The 16,912-nt window shown below is 58.9% G+C and carries 17 protein-coding genes and 1 tRNA gene; 10 read left to right on the top strand and 8 right to left on the bottom strand.

Translation table 11 applies throughout. The annotated features are described in order from the left end of the window. Positions 1–4: 4 nt before the first annotated feature. On the top strand, positions 5–1,075 hold the full coding sequence (locus tag KP004_RS12720) for a sulfate/molybdate ABC transporter ATP-binding protein (protein ID WP_216798905.1): 1,071 nt from the start codon (positions 5–7) through the stop codon (positions 1,073–1,075). Positions 1,076–1,787: 712 nt separating this feature from the next. Here KP004_RS12720 and KP004_RS12715 read toward each other — a convergent pair. Next, a complete protein-coding gene (locus KP004_RS12715; protein WP_216798904.1) occupies positions 1,788–2,402 on the bottom strand; it encodes a hypothetical protein in 615 nt (204 codons plus the stop codon). A 143-nt stretch (positions 2,403–2,545) separates the two neighbouring features. Beyond that, positions 2,546–3,286, bottom strand: a complete 741-nt coding sequence (locus KP004_RS12710) for an abortive infection system antitoxin AbiGi family protein (RefSeq protein ID WP_216798903.1) — start codon at positions 3,284–3,286, stop codon at positions 2,546–2,548. Between the two features lie 310 nt (positions 3,287–3,596). On the opposite strand from KP004_RS12710, the gene mobF reads away from it, so the two are divergent. Then, entirely contained in the window at positions 3,597–6,743 is a 3,147-nt protein-coding gene (gene mobF, locus KP004_RS12705) for a MobF family relaxase (protein WP_216798902.1), read from the top strand. Positions 6,744–6,978: 235 nt separating this feature from the next. After that, positions 6,979–7,356, top strand: a complete 378-nt coding sequence (locus tag KP004_RS12700) for a hypothetical protein (protein WP_216798901.1) — start codon at positions 6,979–6,981, stop codon at positions 7,354–7,356. Between the two features lie 181 nt (positions 7,357–7,537). On the opposite strand, the gene KP004_RS12695 is transcribed toward KP004_RS12700, so the two are convergent. The 5 genes from KP004_RS12695 to KP004_RS12675 form a co-directional block, all read right to left on the bottom strand. Next, complete coding sequence (locus tag KP004_RS12695) at positions 7,538–8,587, bottom strand: Fic family protein (protein ID WP_216798900.1); 1,050 nt, start codon at positions 8,585–8,587, stop codon at positions 7,538–7,540. 86 nt (positions 8,588–8,673) lie between these two features. Then, positions 8,674–9,861, bottom strand: a complete 1,188-nt coding sequence (locus KP004_RS12690) for a Fic family protein (protein ID WP_216798899.1) — start codon at positions 9,859–9,861, stop codon at positions 8,674–8,676. A 99-nt stretch (positions 9,862–9,960) separates the two neighbouring features. After that, on the bottom strand, positions 9,961–10,158 hold the full coding sequence (locus KP004_RS12685; RefSeq protein WP_216798898.1) for a helix-turn-helix transcriptional regulator: 198 nt from the start codon (positions 10,156–10,158) through the stop codon (positions 9,961–9,963). Positions 10,159–10,319: 161 nt separating this feature from the next. Then, positions 10,320–11,555 carry a tyrosine-type recombinase/integrase gene (locus KP004_RS12680; protein ID WP_216798897.1) on the bottom strand — a complete coding sequence of 412 codons (1,236 nt, stop codon included), beginning with the start codon at positions 11,553–11,555 and terminating at the stop codon, positions 10,320–10,322. Between the two features lie 189 nt (positions 11,556–11,744). Then, positions 11,745–11,842 (bottom strand) — tRNA-Sec (locus tag KP004_RS12675). 245 nt (positions 11,843–12,087) lie between these two features. Between KP004_RS12675 and KP004_RS12670 the strand changes: the two genes are divergently transcribed. The 7 genes from KP004_RS12670 to galU all read left to right on the top strand — a co-directional run bounded on the left by KP004_RS12670 (position 12,088) and on the right by galU (position 16,022). Next, positions 12,088–12,420: a YggT family protein gene (locus tag KP004_RS12670; protein WP_216798896.1), complete on the top strand. Its 333-nt coding sequence runs from the start codon at positions 12,088–12,090 to the stop codon at positions 12,418–12,420. Further along, positions 12,417–12,863 carry a DivIVA domain-containing protein gene (locus KP004_RS12665; protein WP_216798895.1) on the top strand — a complete coding sequence of 149 codons (447 nt, stop codon included), beginning with the start codon at positions 12,417–12,419 and terminating at the stop codon, positions 12,861–12,863. The genes KP004_RS12670 and KP004_RS12665 overlap by 4 nt, the downstream gene beginning before the upstream one ends. Further along, positions 12,860–13,171, top strand: a complete 312-nt coding sequence (locus KP004_RS12660) for a DUF167 domain-containing protein (protein ID WP_216798894.1) — start codon at positions 12,860–12,862, stop codon at positions 13,169–13,171. Before KP004_RS12665 ends, KP004_RS12660 begins: the two co-directional genes overlap by 4 nt. Next, positions 13,168–13,626: a CBS domain-containing protein gene (locus tag KP004_RS12655; RefSeq protein WP_216798893.1), complete on the top strand. Its 459-nt coding sequence runs from the start codon at positions 13,168–13,170 to the stop codon at positions 13,624–13,626. Before KP004_RS12660 ends, KP004_RS12655 begins: the two co-directional genes overlap by 4 nt. A gap of 85 nt (positions 13,627–13,711) precedes the next feature. Further along, complete coding sequence (locus KP004_RS12650; protein WP_216798892.1) at positions 13,712–13,951, top strand: FmdB family zinc ribbon protein; 240 nt, start codon at positions 13,712–13,714, stop codon at positions 13,949–13,951. 176 nt (positions 13,952–14,127) lie between these two features. Further along, positions 14,128–14,973, top strand: coding sequence for a bifunctional methylenetetrahydrofolate dehydrogenase/methenyltetrahydrofolate cyclohydrolase FolD (gene folD, locus KP004_RS12645; RefSeq protein WP_216798891.1), 846 nt, complete (start codon positions 14,128–14,130; stop codon positions 14,971–14,973). Between the two features lie 182 nt (positions 14,974–15,155). After that, positions 15,156–16,022 (top strand): UTP--glucose-1-phosphate uridylyltransferase GalU, encoded by an 867-nt coding sequence (gene galU, locus KP004_RS12640; protein WP_216798890.1) that lies wholly within the window; start codon positions 15,156–15,158, stop codon positions 16,020–16,022. A gap of 34 nt (positions 16,023–16,056) precedes the next feature. Here galU and KP004_RS12635 read toward each other — a convergent pair whose 3' ends face one another. Then, entirely contained in the window at positions 16,057–16,911 is an 855-nt protein-coding gene (locus tag KP004_RS12635) for an energy transducer TonB (RefSeq protein WP_216798889.1), read from the bottom strand. Position 16,912: the final 1 nt, after the last annotated feature.

Raw genomic sequence — 16,912 nt, 5'->3', positions numbered from 1 at the left:
CCCCATGAGCATCGAAATCCAAGCCGTAAGCAAGTCGTTTGGCACCTTTACCGCGTTGAAGGACGTGAGCCTCAAGGTTCCCTCCGGTGAACTGGTGGCACTTCTGGGGCCGTCAGGTTCGGGAAAGACGTCGCTGTTGCGCATCATCGCCGGGTTGGAGAGCCCGGACAGCGGCAGGATCCTGTTCGACGGCGAGGAGGCGACCAAGCGCCAGGTTCAGGAACGCCAGGTGGGTTTCGTCTTCCAGCACTACGCCCTGTTCCGGCACATGAGCGTTTTCGACAACATCGCCTTCGGCCTCACCGTGAAGCCGAAGAAGAGCCGCCCCGGTAAGCAGGAGATTCGGGACAAGGTGCACAACCTGCTCAAGCTGATCCAGTTGGAAAACTTGGCCGACCGCTATCCGGCGCAGCTTTCCGGCGGGCAGCGGCAGCGTGTGGCGCTCGCCCGGGCCCTCGCCGTCGAGCCGCAGGTACTCTTGCTCGACGAGCCGTTCGGGGCGCTCGATGCCAAGGTGAGGCTGGAGTTGCGCCGCTGGCTCAGGCGGTTGCACGACGAGATCCACGTCACCAGCGTCTTCGTGACCCACGACCAGGAGGAGGCGCTCGAGGTTGCCGACCGGATCGTGGTCATGAACGAGGGGCGCATCGAGCAGGAAGGGACGCCGTCCGAGGTGTACGACCGCCCGGCAACCCCCTTCGTCTACGACTTCCTCGGCAGCGTCAATCTCTTCCACGGCAGGGTGCACGAGGGGACCGCGCAGATGGCGGGTCTAGACCTGTCCTCGCCGGAGAACGCCTCGGCGCAGGATGCCCCTGCCGTGGGCTATGTTCGCTCGCACGACATCGCCATCGAGCGGGACACCAACGGTTCCGGTGCCATCAAGGCAGAGGTCCGCTACCTCCTCTCGGTTGGCCCGCTGGTGCGCGTTGACCTTGTTCTTTCCGGCAGCGACCGCACCATCGAGGCGGAGCTGCCGCGCGACGAGGCGGACCGGCTCCGGTTGCAGGTAGGGGAACAGGTCTACGCCAGGCCGCGCAAGATGCGCGTCTTCGTTGAGGATTACCAGATTTAGCAGCACTCTATGGACCTCCGCAACGCGCTCCGAGGGGCACGTGGCGCCCTAACTGCATCAAGACCTACTCTGACCTGGAACTTGATCAACGGGTCGAGTTACAAGGATTCAGGCGCGTAGCCACTGCCACCACCGCCACTTCGTCGGGTTTTGTATCAGAGTTTCTTGAGTCTCAGGATTGTAGCCACACTATTCATGGGTAATGGGCTAAACGTAAACAAAGACGTTGGTTATTAACCATAAGGACTCGGAGGGCAAGTAGCAGGATGCGCCTGAGGTGTCGTCTTATCAGCGCAGGAAAAACAATAAACCCGCCGATTGCGGGTTTAGAGAGATGCCGAAATGGTGGGAAACAGTTAATGGCGGAAGCACATGGGATTACAATTTTAGATTTAAGTATCTTAAATTACAGTACATGTTTAGCTGTGGCAGAAGCCTGTTACCCGCAAAATATTACAAAATTTTAATTAGTTCAACGGGTTCGCTTCCGAAAATGATGAGGCGAGTTGGCATTGCCTATAAATTAACTGGCCACACCTTCACAATTCATTATAGAGGTGTGAGCGGATTCAGTCTAGAGAGTAATTCAAAAATCACAGAAGCTTAACGCTGATTTCTTCGATTCGACAAAACGTGGTGGGGGCGCACCAGTGCGTCAGTGGTCAACGCCTTTGTGTCGCCACCTGGTTGACGTTCTGCATTCTTCGCTACATCATGACCAACTAATACCAAAAAAATGCTTTAACAAAGCAAAAAATACATCACTATCAATTAAAGTTCCAATTCCAGCCTGATTGCCGACTAAACTTTTAAAAAGCTTAGACCCAAGTCCTTCATTTTTTTCTTTAACAGCAATGAACCCATAGCTTTTAAACAGGTTGACTGATCCTAAGTCATAATAATTATTATTGCTGACGTCTTGTAATTTACGCTGTTTTATATAAAATCGCCATCCATTGTATTCAAAGTAACCAAGATTATCTATGTTGTTAGTATATTTTCTAACTCTATTGTCCCAAGACTTTTTTGATATGACCTGGAATAAATTTTCAACATATTCAACACTGCTTAGTTTGCTATCAGATAACCATGTTGGCTGCTCTGTTACCTGCAATTGTTCTCCTGATCTCATGCCAATTCTTATTGATACAGAATGGTGGTGTGTTGAACCAACAAGAACAATTTTATGTTCCAAAACACTTCTTGCAATTCCAGTTTCTATTACATCATCAAATTTGTAATATTTATTGCGGTATGTAAATCCACCATCGACTAGAGCAAACCCAGTTAGATCAAGTGAATTTTTATTTTTCAATGGTGCAACCATATGTCCTCCATTTGAAATATTGTCAAGGAGTACCTGACGGTTTGTATGTTCCTCGGCGGATTTTTATTTAGGGACTATTACTTCGTTGCTGTAGCAGAAGTGGTGCTCGTAGATGCACTTCAAGCTAACTCATCATTCGTACCCTAAATGTCCTGTTCAATTTGTGCAGAGGTGAGGATGCGTGTGGTTAGGCGCTCAATGTCGTGGAGCGAGTATTTATTCCCCTTTGTATGTCTCAAGTGATCTATAAATTCTCCAATCTCGTCCTCATCATTAATTATGATGTATTTAATGTCATTGGGCTCGAATGTGAGTCGAAGATCTGTTAACAAATCGTCAAAATGCTGTCCTTCTTTCTCGTACTGGTCCTGTGGGACAAACATATCATATACTATTTTGAAGGGCGGAACGTAGCGCCATTCTCGCTCATCTGAGAATCTATAATTTTTTATTGTAGTGCCTTTTCTTGTGAGGTCTGCTTCATAATTCTTTATGTACCTCACTATATCTGCAACTGATTTTTGCTCGTCAGTCAATTTCCCGTCTCTTCTTTTGGATCGGGCAGTGTAATGTATAAACGCATCCCTATAGCTTTCAGCAAGATGTGATCCCTTTGCAATGTAGAGTACCGGATTGAGTCGGTTTCTAACTGCCCATTCCTTAGTAAGTCCAATGCCATAGCGACCGTACTTGGAAATGTGTGCTTTTATCTCTGAAAGGGGAATGTCGCAAAAACTGACCATTGGAACAAAATAACGAACCGGGCCCTTTGTAAAATTAACTTCCTCACGGCAATTGAAAACTCTAAAGTTCTCTTGGAGGATTGCCTTAAGATTTTCCTTTTCATCTGTAAAGTGAATTAGTGTGTTAGCGCTGAGCGGCATACTCGTCATCCTTTATAAAGTTCAACCAAAGAAGTATTAAAACAATAAACAAAGGTTTCTAATGCTTCTCTTCCAGTTCGATCTAAGACCGGGGAGGTGCAAGGGCGGCATCGGGGAAGGCCCTCGGTTCTGCAGGGTGGGTGTCGAAGGAGGCTTTAATTCTTTCAGTGATGACCTGGAAATCTAAATTAAAAAGATCTTCCGATCAAGCTAATTTTGATTGCATGGCCCTCCCGGTTCTCAACCTGATGACCTCTGGTAACCTTTGCGGTGGCGAAAGCCCTAACAGAGCAGCCGGGGGAGGTTCCTCATGATGTCACTTTCCGAAGGGATGGCTGCCAGCCAGGCAACGGGTTATTTCTCCAGAGAGGACTACTACATCCACGGGACGGAGGATTGCTGCAGTTCTTGGTGCGGTTCGGGGGCGTCGGCCTTGGGGCTTTCCGGCACGGTCCGGGAGGAGGAGTTCCGAGCCCTCTGTTCAGGGAAAGCACCAGACGGCAGCGTGTTGGTTCGCTGCAGGCCTATGCGTGACCCTGCGACTGGGGAGGTCGTGGAGACGCGCAGGGCCGGGAACGATTGCACCTTCTCGGCCCCCAAGTCGGTTTCCATCGCCTACGTCGCCGGGGTGGAGGGGATGAAGGAGGCGCACGACGCGGCGGTGTCCTCGGTCGTGAGCCACTTGGAGAAGCACTACTGCCACTGCCGCCCCTCAGGGGTGGTAAGGAGCGGGGAGATGATGGTGGCGGCGAAATTCGACCACGCCACCTCCCGCAACATCGACCCGCAGCTTCACTCGCACGTTTTCATCATCAACGCGGTCAGGGTTTCCAACGGGGAGTGGCGGGCTAACGAGCCGGACCGGATCTACAAGGACCAGCTCTCGCTGGGGCTCTTGTACCGGCAGGCGCTGGCCGTGGAGTTGAGGGCGCGCGGTTTCGGGGTCGAGGTTGAGGACCGTGACAGGATGTACCTGCATCTTTCCGGGGTGCCGCGCACGCTGGTTGAGCACTTTTCGTCACGGCGGGAAGAGATCAAGGAGCAGGTGAAGGCCTGGACCGCCTCTGGGCAGTTTCCCGGCGTCTCGCACGGAAGACTCTGGCAGATGGCTGCGCTCGAGACCCGCGATCCCAAACGGGAGATCCTGAAGGAGGACGTGGACCGGCTCTTCGAGAACGGCTTTACGGCCTGCGGCACCACCATGAGGGGGGTGAAGGGGGAGGTGGAGCAGGCACGTGCGGTGTCTATTCCCCAACCGGAACCGGTCCCCGCCGAGCGGGTGGTGGATCTTGCCATGCGGGAGATGACAGAGCACGAGGCAGTCTTGCAGCGGGCCCGGCTTCTGGACCAGGCCGTTCGCATCTCGGGGGGAGAACACGGTGTCGAGGAGCTGAACAGCGCCATCGACGGCGGTACGCCGGGGCTGCTACGGCTCGGGCAGGACCACAGGGGGCGGGAGTTCTGCACCACCGCCGAGATGGTCGAGCTCGAGGCGAGGAACCTGGAGCGGATCAAGGCGCTCCCCGAGTTCAAGAGCATTGCTGCAGCGGAAGAGGTGGAGCGCTTTCTCGAGGGGGAGCGAAAGCTCACCGAAGGGCAGAAGAGCGAGGTGCGGCTCGAGATCGCCGGGGAGCGCGGCTGCCTGTTGACCCGGGGGGACCCCGGCACCGCCAAGACCTCGACGCTCAGGTACGCGGAGCGCTTCAACGAGGAGGTACTGCGTCCCCGTGGAGAGGAGCACGTCTCGGTGGACCTCGCCTACACGGCGAAGGCTGCCAAGGAGCTCGCCGACGCCACCGGGAGGCCCGCCTGCACCCTCCACAGTTTCGAGAAGGCCAATCCGGCTTCCAAATTTGCCCTACAGAGGGCGAACGGCGAGCCGCCCATGGTAGTGGTCGCGGGTGAAAAAATCCTCATGCCGCAGGGGGCGTCCGGGCAGGTGGTGTTCCGGGTGGACGAGGCGGGGTTCCTGGGAGTCAGGCAGACGGACTCGCTCTTGACCGTCATCGATGAGCTGCAGGCGTCCGGGGTCCGGGTGAAGCTGCACCTGCTCGGGGACGCCAAGCAGATGCAGGGGATCCAAGCGGGGAACCTGATGCCCCAGCTGCAGGAGGCAGGGGAGGTGGACCGGGTCTCCCTGTCCGAGATCCTTAGGCAGCGCGACCCGGAACTTTTGCAGATCGCAAAGGTGTTGAACCGGGAGGACCGGCCGCTTGCCGAGAACGCGCGGGAGGCGATGACCCTCCTCGAGAAGGGGGGGCGTATCGTGGTCAGGGAGGACCCTGCGGATTTGCACCGCGAGGTGGTCGACTACTACCTCGCGGAGAGCCGCAAGCCGTCGCCTATGTCGGAGCGTGCCGGCGAGCCGCAGGAACTAATCCTGGTAACAACGACCAACGCGTCCCGGAAGCTTCTGAACCGTGAGATCCGCGAGGCCCGGGTGAAGGCCGGGGAGATCGGGGAAGGGAACACCTTTGCCGTCCTCGCGCCGGTACGCCAGGGGGTGACGGTGGAGGCATACCGCATGGGGGACACGGTGCTCTTCAGCGGCAGGGTGCGGGAGGATGGCGGGGTGGAGCCCTGGGGGGCGCGCCTGAACACCAGGGGGATGGTGACCGCTCTGGACCGAAACAACAATCAGGTGGAGGTGAGCTACAGTTTTGTCTCCTCGAAAGGGGAGGATAGAGGCGTCTCTAAAACAATCTCCAGGAGGTTCTCTGCCGCAGAGATGTCCGGGCGCACCACCGTCTTTCGTGAAGAGGAGCGTAATTTCGCCGCCGGCGACCGGGTGGTGCTGCTCAGGAACGATTCGAAGCTGAAGCTTCAGAACGGCACCATTGGAGTGGTCAGGGAGGTGGAATCGGGGCGCATGCGCCTCGACCTGGACGGGCGGGATGTGGAGATCGATCTCAGTAAATATCGCTTCGTTGACCACGCCTACGCGGTCACTATCTACAAGAGCCAGGGCGCGACAGTTGACCAGAGCATCATGTATGCGCCCATGCGGCTAACGCCTGAGAGTCGTGGCATGGACGGGGAGGGGGAGAAGGTCGCGGTGGAACCGCCGGGGCGCTCGACGTACAACGAGCTCAACGTCGCACTCACCCGCGCCCGGTTCGAGACGAGGGTCTTCACCAATTCCATGGAAAAGTTTTCCCAGGCGGTGCAGCAGGTGGACGTGAAGAGTTCCACCTTGAATCCCAAGATCGAGGTCGACAGGGCGAGGACGAAGAGCCCTCAGTTGAACGGGCCGGAACGGGTGGAGCAGCTAAGAAGCCTGGGGGAGAAAATCGGGCGCCTGCAGGTGAAGCTCACGTTGGAGAACGAGGCGGCGAAGGTGACGCCGGCTCCGGTTTTGCCGCGCTCACCGAACGTCTCGGCTCCGGCGGTGAAGGAGGTCGGGCGGCAGCTGGAACTTTCCCTTACCAAGAAGGGCGGATGGAAGCTCGAGAGGTGAGTTGAGAGAAGACGGCGGGCCTCGCTGCGCTCGGCGCTTTTTTCCTTTCACACCTCACGCAGTGCCTTCGGCCCTGCCAAATCGCAACCTGCCGTTATCACGGCTGCGGTTTGCTATCCTTTTGCTAGCAGCATGGCGCCAGCTTTACTTGAAGCGTCGAAAGCCGGGTACTTGGCTGGCGCCAGATCGCAAGCTTTCCGCCTGCGGCTGTTGGGCGGGAACAAGGAGGTGGATCATGTCCTCGAAGGTGATGCTGACGGCCCGCCTGGAGCGGGAGCTTGTGGAGAAAATCAGCCGCATGGCCCGGCAGAAAGACGTCTCCGTTAACGACCTGATTGACCATGCAATCGGCCTTGTCGAAATGCAGAATCGGGAGGCGGATTCACTGCTGGACCGAGTCGCCGTGCTGGAGAAAAACATGCTCGCACTCTACGACCTCATTGCCGTTTTCGGGGAGAGGATGGACGGAAAATTCAGCGAGGCAAGCATAAACGAGAAAGAGCGCCTGGAGTACCTTTACGCTCTTCTGGAGAAGAAGATCGTCGAGCACGACAAGGCCGAGGTGGGGCGTTTTCAAAACGTCTTCCCGCGGCCTGAAGGGACCTATTACTGATCCGTCGACGACTTTTCTGCAACTGCCAAGGCGGGGTGCTTGGACCAAAGCCGCCGGCACTTCGTACCGGCCGCTTTGACGGTCGCGGCCAGTCCGGAAGCCGCGACTGGCTCGCGGTTTCCGGACCGGCCTCCTTTCCTTCATCGCGTGAGTTATGCCGATAAGATCCGGGCAGAAGTGCCTAACGTCCGGGCGAGTACCAGGTCCCCCTGCCGCTGCCGTGCTGCAGAAGGTGCCCCTCTTGTACTAGCTGGCGGAAGTGAAGCTTGGCCGTGTTTCGGTTCAGACCGAGCAGCTCGACCGCATCGGAAATGGTGACCCTCCCGCGCTCCCTGGCAAGTGCCACCATCCGCTCCGCTACCGGCGACATTCTTTCCAGGAGATTTTCCCGTTCCACCTTGTAAAGGAGTGCGTCCTTCTGCCTTTTCAGGCTCTGCAGGAAGAAGCGCACCCAAGGGTCCAGGTTCTCTTTCTCGCTGCGGATCTCCCGCTGCGCTTGCCGAAGCGCGCGGTAATAGGCGTCCTTGTTTTCCTCGATCACCCGCTCAAGTGAGCTATAGGGGACGTAGCGGTAGCCGCTCCGAGTCAAGAGGAGCGTGGTGAGCACCCGGGAGAGCCGGCCGTTGCCGTCCTGAAAAGGGTGGATGGCGAGGAAGTGCACCGTGAAGGCCGCAACGACCAGCAGCGGGTGGAGTTCCCGCTCCGAGAGTGCGCGGCGGGTAGCGTCGATGAGCTCCGCCATGAGCCTGGAAGTATCGAAGGGGGAGGCGGTTTCGAAGATGACGCCCAGGCTTTTTCCGTCGGGGTCGAAGGCCTCGACGTTGTTGGGGAACTTCTTGTATTCTCCGCGGTGGGTAAGGTCCTTGCCGCTGTACTTGAGGAGGATCCCGTGCAGTTGCTTCACGTGATTTTCGGTGAGCGTGATTTGCTCCCAGGAATCAAAGACCACTCCCATGGCCTCGGCATAGCCTGCGACCTCCTCCTCGTCACGCGAGCGGAAGGAATTGACGTCGAGGTTGGCGAGCAGAAGCTCCACCTGGTGGTCTGAAAGCTTCGCCCCTTCGAGCCTGGTCGAGGACCCGACCGATTCGATAGTGGCTACACGGCGCAGCGACTGCAACACGTCCGGAGCGAGTTTTCCCAGCAGCTCCCAGCGCCCCTTGAACTCATCCAGTTCCGCAACCAGGTTCAGTACCGTCGCGTCGATGGTTATGGTTTCCTGTCTAATCATCCGCCCCCTCCACCCGTAAATATACCCGCAAATACCCAAAAGGTGCAAGGAGTAGTTCACCTGTCCCATCTTAAGGCGGCGGTGCGTCAGTATCGCTCCGGTAACGTCGGGCGACTCAGGAGTTCCAACACCTCTTTGGCCACGAAGACCCGGTTTCTTTTCCGCTCGTCAAGCGGTGCCACGATGCCGACCTCCTGCAGTTGCGCCAGGGCCCGGTTGGCTGCAGGGAAGGCGATACCAAGGGCCTCGGCGGCGCGGGTCGCCGTCACCACCGGGGTTCCCATCAGGAGTTCCGGGAGCCGGTAGGCGGCGGCGTCGGCGCGAAGTTTCAGGTTTGTGATCCGCTCCTGCCACTGGGCAAGAAGGGCGGTGAGTTCCTGCGCGGTCTGCATCGACTCCCGGCAGGCGACCTCGACGCCGGTGGCGACGAACCTGACCCATTCGGTCCACTCCCCCTTGAGCTGCACGGCCCCAAGGGTCTCGTAATAGGCGGCCTGGTTGGCCTTCATGAACCCGGCGAGGTAGACGGGGGGATACCCTTCTGCGGCGAGCATGAGGGGGAGGATGATGCGCCCGACGCGGCCGTTGCCGTCGATGAAGGGGTGGATGGTTTCGAACTGCGCGTGCACGATCGCCATGCGCATGACGAGCGGTACCTCGAAGAAATCCTCCTCGGCGGGAGCGTATTGGAGCACGCGCACCAGGTCCTCCAGGCACTCCTTGACGCGGTCGGCAGGAGGGGGGACGAACTTCGCGTCGTAGATCCTGAGGCCCCCGATCCAGTTCTGGCGGGTGCGCAGTTCACCCGGCTTGTCGCCGTAACCACGGACGCCATCCATGAGCCGGGCATGCAGTTCCTTTATCAGCTCGATGTTGAGCGCGCCGACCCCGTTTTGGCTTACTTTTGCCAGCCCGTACTCTAAGGCCTTCACGTAATTCAGGGTGACCACGACGTCGGGGGGAAGCCCTTCGTCGCTGCCGGTTGCCTCGAAGGTGAGGACGTCATCGAGGTCGGAACTTGTCCCTTCGATCTGACTGCTTCGCACCGCTTCCCGGCGGTCCAGGGTCCTGGTTATCAGGTTCGGATTGGGGAGGGAGGCGGCCGAGGCCTGGAGGCGTCCGAGCGCCTCGTGGGCCTTGGCGATCTCACCTCTCAGATTCGGAAGCTGCAGGTGCGTGGGGGTAGGGGGAGGCACCAGGGCGAGCGCGCCCGGGTGCGAGTCCAGGGGGACCAGCAGTTGTTGACGGTTAGGGCTTAGGTCGGTTTTACGCATGGCTTATCCGTTAATAGTTTTTGCCACTATTAACACATAAGGTCATAAACGTAAATAAGAAGGTTTGCTATTAACGGATAAGGAGCTTGCTCTCCGCTGTCAGGATCTAGGCGGTGGCTTCTCGATCAGGGGCAGGATGTCCTGCCAGTACCAGCAGGTCGTGTGCGGCCCGAGCTTCACCGGCTTTGGAAACCGGCCGCTCCTCACTCCGGCCCACCAGGTGGTCTTGCTGACGGGAATCAATTGCAGGACCTTCGAAAGTCGCAACAGTCCGTACTCCGGGATCTCGCCTCCCATCCCAGCCTCCCCGGCGCCGAGCGCCGTTCGCATGCGTTTTTTTCGTTGTGCAGGTGGGGCCTCTTAGACTGTGCAAGGGTAGCATATTGTCATTTTTCCGCCATGGGGGAGGGGGGGAGGGGGTAGGGGGCGCCACTAAACTCGCGGCGCCCCCATGTGTATCATTCCTTGCTGGTTTTCCGGAACGGGAGTATTTTCGCCCCTGCCTTCAAGCCGTCCAGGTAGTCGGACCAGACCTGCATCATCTCTTTGCGCTGGGCGAGGAAGGCCGTCCGGTTGTAGGCTCGGCCGTTCGGGTCCCGTACCGCATGGGCCAGTTGGTGCTCGATGAGGTCGGGCCTGAAGCCGAGGATTTCGTCCAGGATAGTGCGAGCGGTGGCCCGGAAGCCGTGGCCGACGATGGTACCGCTGTCGAAGCCCATGCGCCTGAATGAGGCGTTTATGGTGTTGTCCGACATGCAGCGGAAGAAGGACCTGGTGGAGGGGAAGACGTACCTGCCATGGCCGGTAAGGGGCTTGATCTCCTTCAGGACGTCGATTGCCTGTTGGGACAGGGGGACCAGGTGCGGCTGGCCCATCTTCATTTTTGCCCCCGGGATATTCCACTCGGCGGTTTCGAAGTCGATCTCGGCCCACTCCATGTGCCTCAGTTCCCCCGGCCGGACGAAGAGCATCGGGAGAAGCTTCAGGGCGGACTGGGCCACCAGTCCCCCCTGATAGGCGTCGATCGCGCGCAGAAGCGGGGCGAGTTCTTTCGGGTCGGTGACCGACGCCATGTGTTTGCGGGTCTTGCTGGTCGGGGGGAGATATCCCTTGAAGCCGGCCGAGATGTCGTAGTTTGCCCGGTCGGTGGCGATGGCGAAGGTGTAGATCTGCCCAAGGATGGTGCGGACCCGGCGCGCCGTCTCGATCACGCCGCGCGAGCGTACCCGGTCCAGGATGGCCCTGATGTCCTTTGCGGCAACCTCGCTGATAGGTTTATGGCCGATCCACGGGAAGACGTCCTTTTCCAGCCGGGTCAAGATAGTGGCTGCGTGGTCCGCCGACCACACCTTGTTGCCCACCATGTGTTTATGCCATTCCCGGGCGATGTTCTCGAAGCAGTTGGCCTTCAGCTCGGCCTTGATTTCCTTGGTCCTCTTCCGTTCTCCGGAGGGGTCCAGTCCGTTGGCGACCATTGCCCTCGCCTGGTGCCTGCGCTCCCGCGCGTCCGCAAGGGAAACATCCGGGTAGGTACCGAGCGACAGCAACCGCTCCTTTCCTTCGAAGCGGTACCTGAAGCGCCACCATTTGCCTCCCTTGGCGTTCACCTGCAGAAAGAGCCCCTCGCCATCCGTCAGTCTGTAGTCCTTATCTTTCGGCTGTGCTTTCCTGATCTTAAGGTCCGTGAGTCCCATAACGTGCCTCCAGTTATACGCACGTAAAACCCAAAGTTATACACACCGTTTTGCCTGTTACCCTCAAAGTTATACGTACAGTTACCCGCATTCTGTCGATCAGTATAGCACCATATCGGACCTTGAAAAATAAAAAACCCGCTGATTTAGCGGGTTTAGAATCACGTTGAAACGTGGTGAAACGGTAATTGGCGGAAGCACATGGGAATCGAACCCACCTGGGAAGTTTCTCACCCCCCACACCGGTTTTGAAGACCGGGCCGCCCACCAGCGACGGTGGTGCTTCCATTCGTTTCTGTCGCACCTGTTTAAAACATCTCCAACGTTTAGTCAATATGTAAATTGGAATGTAATCTCTCCGACTCGATCTCGCCGGTTCTCCGCAACCTCTCTTTAATTTGTTGCCCGGAGTTAATTGTATCCGTCTTTGCTGATAGTTACCGCTTTGTTACCACCCCGGTCGCCCTTGACAAACCATCGTGATTTCTGTATAGCATGGCATGCTTAACCACCCAATCTCTGAGGGGGAAAAATGATCCTGCTTGCCAACATCCTCTTGGCCCTTGCGAAGATAGTCGAGTTGGCCAGTGGTCTGTTAACGATCTACAAGTACATCCTGCTGGCCAGCGTCATCATCTCCTGGGTCAATGCCGATCCCTACAACCCCATCGTCAGCTTCATCTACCGCGTGACCGAGCCCGCCCTGCGCCGCATCCGCCGCTACATGCCCGACACCGGCATGCTCGATCTCTCGCCGCTGGTCCTCTTCGCCCTCATCTACCTGGTGCAGATCATCGTCTTCGATACGGCCTACACCTACCTGATGATCTTCAGCAACCAACTCAAAGGAGGGGGCACCCTGTGAAAATCACCCCGATGGACATCCAGCAGCAGCAGTTCAAGGGGAAGATGCTAGGCGGACTCGACCCCGAGGACGTCGATGCCTTCCTGCAGGTGGTCGCCGGCGAGATGGAGGAACTGATCAGGGAGAACAACGACCTGAAGGAGCGCCTCAACCGCAACGCCACCGCCATGACCGAGATGGAGGCCCGTGAGGCGCAGCTGCGCGAGACCATGCTGGCGGCCCAGCGCATCACCGAGGAGATGAAGGCCAACGCCCAGAAGGAGGCGCACCTCATGATCTCCGAGGCGGAGCTCAAGGGTGAGCGCATCGTCGCCGACGCCGAGAACAAGCTGGTGCAGTTGAACAACCAGATCCAGGATCTCAAACGGGACAAGCTCCAGTTCGAGTCCGGCTTCAAGAACCTCCTGGATACCTACTACAAGCTGCTCGCCCTGGACAAATGAGCGAGGAGGTCAGGGTAACGCAGACACCGGAGGGGCATCTCTTCACGGTGCACGTGCAGCCGCGCGCCTCGCGCAGCGAAATCTGCGGACCCAAAGACGGCGAGCTGCGCGTCAGGCTCACCTCGCCGCCGGTGGACGACGCGGCCAACAAGCAGTGCGTCGAGCTGATCGCCAAGAGCCTTGGCATCGCCAAGTCCAAGGTGAGCATCAAGTCCGGGGCGAAATCCCGGCACAAGGTGGTAAGGGTGGAGGGGGTGGAACAGGATGAACTTCTCCGCTTATTTAAAATAAACAAGGAGCATCCATGAAGGCGAAAGACATTATGGTAACGGACGTGCCGTCCATCACCACCAAGACCACGGTGGCAGAGGCGGTCCGGATCATGAAGAGCAACTTCGGCGACGAGAGTTTCCTGAACGCGGCGCCGGGCCTGATCGTGATCAACGAAAGGGGAGGGCTTGCGGGGATCCTGACGCCCCTCAGCATCATCACGGCCATCATGGACGGCGCGCCGGAGGGAAAATCCGACCCCGCCTTCTTCGGCTCCCTGTGCGATCGCATCAAGGATCTTCCCATCTCCGCCATCATGGAACACCAGCCCATCTCCGTCACCCAGGACGCCAGCGTCAGCGACGTGGCCCGTCTCTTCCTCACCCACCGCTTCCAGAGGGTGCCGGTCGTGGACGGCAAGAAGGTGGTCGGCATCATCTACCGCTCGCGCCTGCTCTTCGCGATTTCCCAGAGCCTCCAGCTTGCCCCTTGACAAAGATGGTGCCGGGTCCTTATATTAATTCTGCCCTTAGCCGTCTTTTGGCCGGTGTCACAGTTTATTAGGAGGTAGTAGAAAAATGCCACTTTACGAGTATCAATGCAAAAGCTGCAATAATACCTTTGAGTTGCGCCAGAAGTTCTCCGACGCGCCCGCTTCCGAGTGCCCCCAGTGCGGCGGACCGGTCGAGAAGCTGATCTCCCAGTCCGGCTTTTCGCTGAAAGGGGGAGGGTGGTACGGAGACGGTTACGGCAGCTCCAAGGCGGCGCCTTCCTGCCCTTCGGGCGGGAGCTGCGCCGGCTGCCCCTCGGCCTCCTGATCACACAACCCACCAGCCCCCCGTTCGCGGGGGGCTTTTTTTGCCCCGTTTCCCGGCAAAATCCTTTACAAAAACCTCCTCATTACTTATTATCGACAGCTTAAATCCTGACGTCGGTGGGGCCCGCGCGCCCGCACCGCGCCTGCATATTACAGTGAAAAGAGGGGTGCACGTTAATGGCGAAAATCATCGACGGAAAGGCCATCGCGGCGAAAATCCGCGCAGAGATCAGCGCAGAGGCGGCTCGACTCAAGGAGCAGGGGATCGTCCCCGGTCTGGCCGTGGTACTGGTGGGGGAAGACCCGGCCAGCAAGGTCTACGTCTCCATGAAGGAGAAGGCATGCGCTGATGTGGGGATCTTTTCGGACGAGTACAAGCTGCCGGCCGAGACCGGCGAGGCGGAGCTCTTGGCCCTGATCGAGAAGCTGAACGCGGACCCGAAGATCCACGGCATCCTGGTGCAGTTGCCGCTCCCCAAGCAGATCAACACCGAGCGCATCCTGGAGGCGATCTCGCCGGAGAAGGACGCCGACGGTTTCCATCCCTACAACGTGGGGCGCCTGGTGATCGGCAAGCCGCTGTTCCAGCCCTGCACCCCCTACGGCGTCATGGTGATGCTCAAGGAAGCGGGAGTCGAGCTCTCCGGCAAGGAAGTGGTCGTGGTGGGGCGCTCCAACATCGTGGGTAAGCCGGTCGCCTTCATGTGCCTGCAGCAAAACGCAACGGTGACCCTGTGCCATTCGAAGACCCGCGATCTCGCCGGCAAGGTGGCCCAGGCGGACGTGGTGATCGCGGCGGTGGGCGTTCCGGAGATGATCAAGGGGGCCTGGATCAAGGAGGGGGCTGTTGTCATCGACGTCGGCGTGAACCGCGTGGGGGAGAAGAAGCTTGTCGGCGACGTCGAGTTCGCGGCGGCCAGCGAGCGCGCTTCGGCCATCACCCCGGTGCCGGGTGGCGTGGGGCCGATGACTATTACCATGCTGCTGCAGAATACGCTGGAGTCGGCGAAAAGAGGGATGTAAAACAAATCCCCCCTGTCCCCCCTTTGACAAGGGGGGGACGCCTGGGCTCGGGCGGCGGTGTGTGGCAAGGGACGCTGGGCACGGGACGCCTGGGCACGGGCGGCACCCATACAAGGCGCGCCGCTGGTGCCGAGGCGGACGCTGTTGCAATTTTTTATTCAATATGAGCAAGGAGTGTCGCTATGCGCGTTAAAAAGGCGGTCTTTCCGGTCGCGGGCCTGGGTACCAGGTTCCTGCCGGCTACCAAGTCCACCCCCAAGGAGATGCTGCCGCTCATCGATAAGCCGCTGGTGCAGTACGTGGTGGAGGAGGCGGTAGCATCGGGAATCGAACAGATCCTCTTCGTCACCGGGCGCGGCAAGAGGGCGATCGAGGACCACTTCGATATCTCCTTCGAGCTCGAGTCGCTCCTCTACGAGAAGGGGAAGGATCACGAGCTGCAGCAGGTGCGCCGGATCGCTGAGATGGCCAACATCTTCTTCGTGAGACAGAAGGAGGCGCTGGGCCTCGGCCACGCCATCCTCTGCGCCAAGGACTTCGTAGGCGACGAGCCTTTCGCGGTACTTCTGGGAGACGATATCATCGACGCACAGCAGCCCTGTCTCGGTCAGCTCCTGGAGACCTACGAGACCTACCGTTCGCCGGTGCTCGCCCTGGAGCAGGTCCCCATCGAGACAATCTCTTTCTATGGCTGCGTCAAGGCGAACCATCTTGCCAAACGCGCCTTCGAGGTGCTGGACCTGGTGGAGAAGCCGCCGGTCGCGGAGGCGCCTTCGGACCTCGCCATCATCGGCCGCTACATCCTGACCCCGGGGATCTTCCCAATCCTGGAAAACCAGGAGCCGGGCAAGGGGGGCGAGATCCAGTTGACCGACGCCATCAAGACGCTGTCGCGCAGGGAGCCGATCTACGGCTGCCGTTTCGACGGCATTCGCCACGACTGCGGCGATAAGCTGGGCTTTCTGAAGGCGACGGTGGACATGGCGCTCAAGCGCGGTGAGTTCAACGGGGATTTCGAGGCGTTTCTGAGGCAGCGGCTGGGCTGCTAGTTGCAGGCACTTCGCGAGGCGGCGGTGGGGGCAGCTAGTGCAGCCTGCCGCTGCCGCTGCCGTAGTGGAAGAAGGCAATCAGTTTGAAGTTTTCGCCGGTGTAACCCTTGGGGAATGAGCCGATCGGCCCCAGGGCGTTCAGGGTACGCAGCACTTCGTCGTCGAGGATCTTGCTCCCCGAACTTTCCAGCATGTCGACCCGGACGATTTCGCCCTTGCGGTTGAAGGTGATCCGGACCGGCGTGGTCCCCTCGATGCCGCGCAGAAGCGCCGCCTGCGGGTAGTGCCACACGCCGTAGATCGCCGTCTCCAGGCGGCGTAAAAACGAGCCGAACACGATGTCTTCGGTGTTGAGGAAGCGGGTGTCGCCTTCCTCGACTTCGCTGCGGTACTTTTCCCGGTAGCTCTCCTCCAGGCGCGCCATCTTGGTCGCGCTGGGAAACAGCTGGGCGCGCTCCGGAAGGGGGGCCGCCTTGGGCTTGAAGATCCCCTGGCCCGGCTGGACCGCTTCCTGGGAGGGCTGCACCGCCTGAGGCGGGACCGGCTGTCTCGGCACCAGTACCGGACGGCTCACTTGCGGCAGCGGCTTCGTCCTGGGCAGCATCCGATCCACCTCGTCACGCCCCTTCGGCGCCGTCTCCTTGACAACACGCTGCGCTTTTTCCGAATACCGCTTGATCTCGGGCTTGGGCTCCGGTTTCTCCTTGGGCTGGGGCTGTGGCTGCGGCGTCAGGTCCGGCAGGTCGGTGAGGTCCACCATGGTCGGTTCCGGTGCCGTTTTGGGTTGTCCCGGGGGGATTATCATGATAACTACATATACCGCTACGTGGAACAGCAGTGACAGCGCCAGCAGGTAGAGGAAGTTTTTTTCGATATATCTGTCGGACATG

This window comes from Geomonas oryzisoli (assembly GCF_018986915.1).
In the GTDB taxonomy this organism is placed as follows: domain Bacteria; phylum Desulfobacterota; class Desulfuromonadia; order Geobacterales; family Geobacteraceae; genus Geomonas; species Geomonas oryzisoli.
Note: the sequence above shows the minus strand (reverse complement) of the source record. Positions and strands in the feature narration are given on the sequence as shown.